General features: G+C 58.9%; 6 protein-coding genes. 3 read left to right on the top strand and 3 right to left on the bottom strand.

All coding sequences use genetic code 11. The features are described from left to right. On the bottom strand, positions 1-391 hold a 391-nt coding region (locus AC04SH_RS34600), incomplete at its 3' end, for an outer membrane protein (RefSeq protein ID WP_488578068.1). A gap of 308 nt (positions 392-699) precedes the next feature. On the opposite strand from AC04SH_RS34600, the gene AC04SH_RS34595 reads away from it, so the two are divergent. Continuing rightward, positions 700-1407 (top strand): phosphatase PAP2 family protein, encoded by a 708-nt coding sequence (locus AC04SH_RS34595; protein ID WP_488578067.1) that lies wholly within the window; start codon positions 700-702, stop codon positions 1405-1407. A gap of 7 nt (positions 1408-1414) precedes the next feature. Here AC04SH_RS34595 and AC04SH_RS34590 read toward each other — a convergent pair whose 3' ends face one another. After that, complete coding sequence (locus AC04SH_RS34590) at positions 1415-1897, bottom strand: DUF2127 domain-containing protein (RefSeq protein ID WP_488578066.1); 483 nt, start codon at positions 1895-1897, stop codon at positions 1415-1417. A 44-nt stretch (positions 1898-1941) separates the two neighbouring features. Here AC04SH_RS34590 and AC04SH_RS34585 point away from each other — a divergent pair, with 44 nt between their 5' ends. Then, positions 1942-2481: a phosphatase PAP2 family protein gene (locus tag AC04SH_RS34585; RefSeq protein WP_488578065.1), complete on the top strand. Its 540-nt coding sequence runs from the start codon at positions 1942-1944 to the stop codon at positions 2479-2481. 160 nt (positions 2482-2641) lie between these two features. Next, on the top strand, positions 2642-3181 hold the full coding sequence (locus AC04SH_RS34580) for a tetratricopeptide repeat protein (RefSeq protein WP_488578064.1): 540 nt from the start codon (positions 2642-2644) through the stop codon (positions 3179-3181). Between the two features lie 208 nt (positions 3182-3389). On the opposite strand, the gene AC04SH_RS34575 is transcribed toward AC04SH_RS34580, so the two are convergent. Next, positions 3390-4625 (bottom strand): FAD-dependent oxidoreductase, encoded by a 1236-nt coding sequence (locus tag AC04SH_RS34575; protein ID WP_488578063.1) that lies wholly within the window; start codon positions 4623-4625, stop codon positions 3390-3392. Between the last annotated feature and the right edge of the window lie 863 nt (positions 4626-5488).

Genomic DNA, 5488 nt, shown 5'->3' with positions numbered 1-5488 from the left:
AGGCATAGCCGACGCGCGCACGGCCTGTGCCATACCAATCGATGTCCGCCGAACAGCCCTCGATCCCGCAAGGCGGTACAAACGGAACCTTGAGGACGCTGCCGTGAATATTGGCGTAAGACACGTCACCTTCGACGCCGAAAACGATCGGCCCCGCCTGCCAATTGTAACCAGCGGTCAGACCGCCGACAAAGCCGTCTGAATCGACGTCAACGGTGCTGCCAAAGAAACGGTAGGGATCGCTGCTCCAGCCCCACCCGGCCACGGCGCCGAGATAGGCTCCCGACCAATTGATGCTTTCGGGCTGAGCATCGCCGATTGCATCTGCGGCATTCGCCGACCCAGCCAGCATCGCGAAAATACCTGCAATTGCAAATGAAAGGCTGCGCATCGTTATCCCACGCTAAAAGTCCGAGCACCTAAATGTATCAGTGTTCGCTAAATTTACTGTCTCATTCATGCAACACTTGAGACTTGGTTCGTTCGCGTGATTTCTGCCACACCGTAGACGCGTCCCCGAACCTGCCCGGTTTCGGGCCCTGCTATTTGTCATCCTCGCGAAAATCCTGCAGCGATGCATGCCTCAAGTCTTCCTCGCCGCGCAAGTGCTTTACGCGCCCCGATCAGCCCCGGCTTCACCCATTGCGTAGAAAGGTCGTGAGTGATTGACGCGCTTCGCGCCTACAGTAGCTTGTGTGTATGGCGATCAAGTCCCCCTCTTTTCCCAACCGGTTTCTGCACGGCTTTCGCGTCGACGCTATGTGGATGATGGCGTCGCTGCTTCTGGCGGCCGCTCTGGTCCTTGGCTTCGGTCTTCTAGCGGAGGAAGTTATTGAGGGAGACACCAGCGGTTTCGATCGGGCGGTGCTTATGGCCTTCCGTAGCGCCGGCGACCCCACCAACCCGATCGGTCCACTCTGGTTGGAGGAAATGGGGCGCGACGTTACGTCTCTTGGCAGTTTTGCGTTCCTGGGCTTCGTATCAGTCGCCGCAGTGGGCTATCTGCTGATTGCGGGAAAGCGGAGGTACGCTGTGCTCGTTGCGGTCGCTGTGGCCGGCGGAGAGGCCATCAGCACCCTTCTGAAGATCGCCTTCGATCGCCCAAGGCCCAATCTCATACACACGACAAGGGTCTTTACAGCCAGCTTCCCGAGCGGGCACGCCATGCTTTCCGCCGTCACTTTCCTGACCCTTGGGGCGTTGCTCGCCAAGGCGAACCCCGATCCCCGCGTCAAGGCGTATTTCGTTTCGCTTGCCGTGTTTCTGACGATCATGGTCGGATTGAGCCGGGTCTATCTCGGCGTCCATTACCCTACCGACGTTCTTGCAGGTTGGTGTGTCGGTTCCGCTTGGGCCATTCTGTGTTGGTCCGCGGTCCAGCGAATTGAAGAGAGCCGAGGAGGGTAATCGGTCGCTATGCTGGCTTGTGCCGCCGCATTATCCCCCACTCGTGCCAGATCAGCACCATGACCGCCGCGTCGAAGACGGTCAGCACGAGCAGGCCGGGAGAGTGAGTGTAGGAATACCGGTAGACTTGGTAGGCCATAAATGCGCCAAGAGCGACGAGCGAGGCCGGATACGACCACAACTTGCCCCGCAAAAGGCCGATGACCAAGAGCAGCTTAATCAGGCCGTGGCTGAGCAGGTAGAAGGCGTAGAACTCCTTGCTGGCGACCGAAAAATGGCTTGCCATCTGCGACAGATAGCCAGCTATGAAATCATTCGGATCTTCGATCAATTCGTCTTGGGTGAAGGCATTGACCGACGAGGCAATTGTGTCTGTGGTGACGAGATAAAGAAGGACGCCGCCAAGGCATTCGATCAGGGCGTGCGCACCCTTGAGCCAAATGCTGACTTCAAAAATCTGATGGATGCGGCGTTCGTCGACTGCTTTCACTAAACTCCCTCCTGATCGACAACAACGGAAGCAACAAAGAATGGATGCAACTCTCACTCACTGGATCAATGGGGGAGACGGGCTTCATCCTGTTCCTGGATAATGCGGTGATTGGCGTCTCACAAATCGGCGTTCCGCTGATGGTGCTGGCTGTGGTTCTGCAATGGTGGGCGAAGGTCGACCGCTACCATGTTCGCCACGCCTCCTTAGCAGCCGGTTTGGCGTTCTTGCTTGGTCTGGCGATCAACCAGTTCATTCTTCTATTCGTGCATCGGATACGGCCCTACGATGCTGGCGTGACGCATCTGTTGATCGCACCCAGCGCCGACTGGTCGTTTCCGTCAGACCACGCGACTGCAAGCGTCGCGATCGTTGCGGCCTTCGCGATGCAAGCTCTGCCTCGCCGGACGGTAGCACTTTCCTTTCTGGCATTCCTGATTTGCTGGTCGAGAATTTATGTCGGCACCCACTATGTCACCGACGTGATCGGCGGCGCCCTCATTGGCGTCTTAGGTGCCGTCTTGGTGCGACTGGCTTACCGTGAGAATTCCCGTTTGGACACGCTGGTGACGAGGATCCTGTAGCTACTAGCCATCATCGCGATGCTCTACAAGTTGACGACCTCGACGGGGCCACGCCAGCGCCAGCAGGCGTGGCGCCCAGACCCTTTGTGCGGTTGGTGTAATCCCACTTACCCCGACAGGTCGCGAACTGCGGTCCGTTCTGCTGCTGGAGCCTCACAAGGTGGCCTGGGACTCGGCACGAACGGCGCTCGCTCTCGACAGGAGCGATGGCGTCTGTCACCAGAGCATGGGGCTTGTGCTTACGCACATGCGCCAGCATCGCGATGCGGGAGTGCATTTCGAGCAAGCGCGCTCGTTGAACCCGCTGGACGTGAACATAGCGGGGGACTACGCAAGCTGGCTCAACTACGGCGGACAGGCCGAGACGGCGCTGAACGTGCTCGAAACTGCGCTCCTGCGCGACCCGTTACCTCCGGTATGGTTCTCGGAGGTGAAGGGCAGCTCGCTCTTCCTGCTTGGAAGGTACTCGGAAGCCGTCGGTTCGTATCAGAAGGCCGGCGACCAATTCTTCATTCATGCCTTCCTCGCAGCGGCGTACGCACATTTGGGCGAGACGCAGAAGGCGCGCGCTGAGGTCGTGGAAGCACTGACGAGGAAACACGACCTGAGTCTCCGGCTGTTTTCAGGTTTCCCGTTCGCCGACCAAGTCGGCCTCAAGCTTTTCATGTCAGGCTTCAGAAACGCCGGTTTTCCGGCGTGAACGCACTTTCCGGGAGGTTCCAGATCGATCGGGCGTCCTAGTTTGAAAAATCGCTTGGCAAGTGCAACCTGGATCGAACTTAACCGAAGGCCCGGCGGCGCAATCCAACAGGGGCTTTGGACTTTCAGTCAGACAACGAGGCGCTGACGAATGGCGCGTGGTCCGGCGTGGGGGATCCCGTCACCTCCCAGGCAAAACCGTCGCAATCTCAGTCTTCACCGAAAAAGCGCGCACGCGCCCGATCGTCTGACGGTGCCTCTGGCCCCAAACCGGTGACATCCGGAATACGTGTCGGATCCTGGGCGAAGAGTGCAAACGCATGCTCGCGCCGCCGGTCGGCGGCATCGCCGCGTTCGAACAGCAAAGCCGTTTCCATTGCTTCCAGCCGCCGCATCCGGCCGTAAAAATCATCATGGTCCCTGGCGTAAGCATGTGCTTCCGAATGCCAATCAGAACTCTGTAGCAACCGATCCCTCAGCAACCGGACATCCCGAAGCGTCCTCGACAGCCCACGACCCCACGCTGGATCAGTAGCGGCTGCAGCATCGCCGATGAGAACCACGCCGTCACGATAGGGATTGTCGACCCAGCGATGTGACCCGTCAAAGCTCGCAAATGGACCCGCCTGCCGAGCTCGGTCAAACCAGTGGGCTGGGGCGCCCACCGCCTGAAGCTGCCGGACCATTTCATCGACCGAGTGTCGGCCTGATAGACGCTTAGGCAAAACATCCTTGTGGTGGACTAGGTAGATGCGGTTGCGCCCGGGCGCAATGCGCATCGCGATCACCATTCGTCCGCCCCTGGGATCATAAAAGAGATTGATTGTGCTTCCCGATGATGGAGCGTTGCCGGCGAGAAGCTCCGAACAGTCGACGTCGCCTTCAAGAATCATGCCTGCCGTGATGAGCTGCTCCGGGTCATGCCGCACCTCGAAGCCGAGAAGCGAACGCAGTCGCGAATCTCGGCCGTCAGCCAGAACGACCAGGCGGGCAGAGACCCCTTTGGTCTCATCGCCGATATGAACCCGTGGCACCTCCCCGAATGTAACACTAGCAGCGGCTTCCCCGCGCCGAACCGCTGTCCCAAGGGCCTCGGCATGCGCCAGCAGAACCTCTTGCATCGCTGGATGTGAAAAGGTCATGCAGCAGGTGGCCTCTGGAGTCGTCGCGAGCAGATCCCGAACTGCGGGCGATGCGCCGCTCCTGAATCTCGAATGATAACCTGCCTCGATGGCGCAGCCCTCGAGGAGGAGATCGTATATGCCAAGGCGCTTGGCCTCGAGGCTTCCCCAGGGCATGAGAACTTCGCCACGGATACGATCCCTGAAAGGCTCCTGCTGTTCAACAATGAGGATCCTGGCGCCGCGACTGGCAAGGGCAATGGCCAGCGAAGCGCCTGCAAGACCGCCACCAACAATGATTAGGTCGTATTCAGGGTGATCCATGAGGATAGGTTGTCACAGGCATTTCAGATATTGCTAAATTATAGCCTGCTTACCAAAGGCGTCTACCGCCGTTGCCCCGGCGTCAGAGGATGGAAGGCGATTGCAAAATCGAGTGGATCACGCCCTGGCCATGGCTGGGGCGACAAGAACCACATTCACGTCGGCCCTCCCGGCGGTGGTCCGAAGAAGAAATAGCCTTCGTCGACGTGTCGCCGGCCTGTCTCCAGTAGAAGCGGCACTGTCCAAAGGAAAGCCCGGTTTGCACGCTCGCGCCGGGCTTTCTCTATTGGCGTCTGCCACCCCGCGCGCGTTTCGGCTGGCACAGCGGGGAAGCGGCCTCGCAACACGGCGCAGGTGCGCAATCTCTGACATCTATAGTCTTTATTATTTCAACAAGACCAAGTTCAAACAGAGCGTCGACCTGGCACTATAAACTGCGTTTGACAGAAATTGGCCGCGCCGAAGGAACCGCTCGTAAAGTTAAGCCTGGCATGCCGTCTGCTGACACCCGGCGCGCGGCCACATCCGTGAACTGAATTAGTATTGCACCATCAGCAACCAAACCGAAGGCTGGGCTATTGCGCTCGCTAGAAGCGACTAGTCACCACATTTCCCAGCCGAAATACTCCCGCAACACCGGTGATCACGCCGTCAGTTTGATAGCATATGATATCAGCACGAGCGGCCCGCCAGCCGATCCGGTTTCTGACCCAACTCGGACGTCGAAAGGCGTCAACGCGGATCGAAATTTGGCGCGCCTAAAGCGTAGATGCGTTGGGCCGTTGCTCCCATAATGGCATGCCGATCCGTTTCCGAAAGGCCGGCAACCAAGGCCTCAATTCCACGCCAGGCATCGGACGCGC

The sequence above is a fragment of the Mesorhizobium sp. CNPSo 4688 genome, from assembly GCF_057784295.1.
This window is presented reverse-complemented; position numbering and strand designations above follow the sequence as displayed.

What these genes read in the sequence shown, in the direction of transcription:
- AC04SH_RS34595 (WP_488578067.1), top strand. Translation starts at nt 700, where the DNA reads ATGGCGATCAAGTCCCCCTCTTTTCCCAACCGGTTTCTGCACGGCTTT.
- AC04SH_RS34585 (WP_488578065.1), top strand. Translation starts at nt 1,942, where the DNA reads ATGCAACTCTCACTCACTGGATCAATGGGGGAGACGGGCTTCATCCTG.
- AC04SH_RS34575 (WP_488578063.1), bottom strand. Translation starts at nt 4,625, where the DNA reads ATGGATCACCCTGAATACGACCTAATCATTGTTGGTGGCGGTCTTGCA.